The following is a 1,337-nucleotide window of genomic DNA, read 5'->3' as shown; positions in this document are numbered from 1 at the left end:
AGTCTAACTTAATTTGACAATTTGGGTTTGTTCAACCTTATCAATTTTTGGACTATACTGCATTGATATTATAAAGTGCTTCTCTGACTTTTTCATTCTCAACCTCCGCTGTTTCTTTGATAAGGTGACCATAGGTTTCTGTAATTTGCTTGATATCTTTATGTCCCATATTTTTAGCAATTGCCCAAATATCTATATCTTCTGAGAGGAGGATTGAGGCGTAAGTGTGACGGCTTCCTGTGCAAGTCATATTTTGAGGTTGAATATCGAATTCTTTCAGTATAGACTGTAGAAACTTATTCATGGCATTATTGGAAGGAACTCCATAAGCCCTGTTCACAAAAAGCATATTGTCAGTATTATCAAGTTCTAATCTGCTTTGTTCTTCTAGATGTTTTTTAAGAACTTCTAGAGCTTCTTTATCAATTGGGACATAACGAATGGATTCAGGTATTTTTGCGTCTGTCCATCGTCGATGATTTGAATCATAACGCCTGTAAGTATAGATTTCAGATGTTTCCCACTTGATGCAGTCCGAAGTCAACCCCAGGACTTCTCCAAAACTCAGACCTGTTTTCAATTGAATGTAAAGGAAGTATGGTGCAACACTGTTTTTGTAACAAGCGATTTTTTCAAATAGTTTAACAATTTTATATAGTCAGCTTTACTATGAATGTACTTTTCATCTTTTGACTTTTTAGGAGCAACTCCAGTTATTTTAACACCTTGTGTAAAGTCGTGGATATCTAGCTTGTCTCTTTGGGCAAACTTTAATACTAAATAAAAACCAAAAATAGATGTTATAATAAAACTATGACAAAAGTATTTACAAGTAGCCATATAAAAGAATTAAAAGACGCCTTAAAAAATTCAAACTATGCGCCCTACCATCGTCGCCTTCATGCTATTCTTCTGCGTTCAGAAGGTTTGTCCTTTCAAAAAGTTGCTGATTTGACTGGCTATGTTCCACAAACAGTGAAAAATCAAGTTGATAAGTATTTTTATGAAGGCCTGTCTGCTATCGTAAAGGAAACACGCGGTGGGAGACACCGTAACTATTTAACCGTTGAACAAGAGCAGGCATTTTTTAAGAAAATACTAGACAGTTCCTTAGATACTGGGGAGTTAGTGACGACGACGCTTCTCTTTGAAGCTTATCAAGAAGAAATTGGACAAGAAGTACCACGTCAAACGTTTTACGCCCTCTTGAAACGTCATGGTTGGCGAAAAATAACCCCAAGGCCAGAATACCCTAAGAACCTGTATTCACAAAATGATAAAGCCCTTAAAAGCCGACTAATGTGTGATCGTTTGACAAAAGCAACCTCTGACGATAA

General features: G+C 36.3%; 2 protein-coding genes. One reads left to right on the top strand and one right to left on the bottom strand.

Features of this window, described 5'->3' with window-relative positions; translation table 11 throughout:
• Positions 1–52: 52 nt before the first annotated feature.
• Positions 53–580 carry a site-specific integrase gene (locus tag ACMZ6Z_RS09370; RefSeq protein WP_416132260.1) on the bottom strand — a complete coding sequence of 176 codons (528 nt, stop codon included), beginning with the start codon at positions 578–580 and terminating at the stop codon, positions 53–55.
• A gap of 233 nt (positions 581–813) precedes the next feature.
• On the opposite strand from ACMZ6Z_RS09370, the gene ACMZ6Z_RS09365 reads away from it, so the two are divergent.
• A partial coding sequence (locus tag ACMZ6Z_RS09365; protein WP_416132259.1) for a helix-turn-helix domain-containing protein occupies positions 814–1,337 on the top strand: 524 nt, incomplete at its 3' end.

The sequence above is a fragment of the Streptococcus pluranimalium genome (genome assembly GCF_047785705.1).
In the GTDB taxonomy this organism is placed as follows: domain Bacteria; phylum Bacillota; class Bacilli; order Lactobacillales; family Streptococcaceae; genus Streptococcus; species Streptococcus pluranimalium_A.
This window is presented reverse-complemented; position numbering and strand designations above follow the sequence as displayed.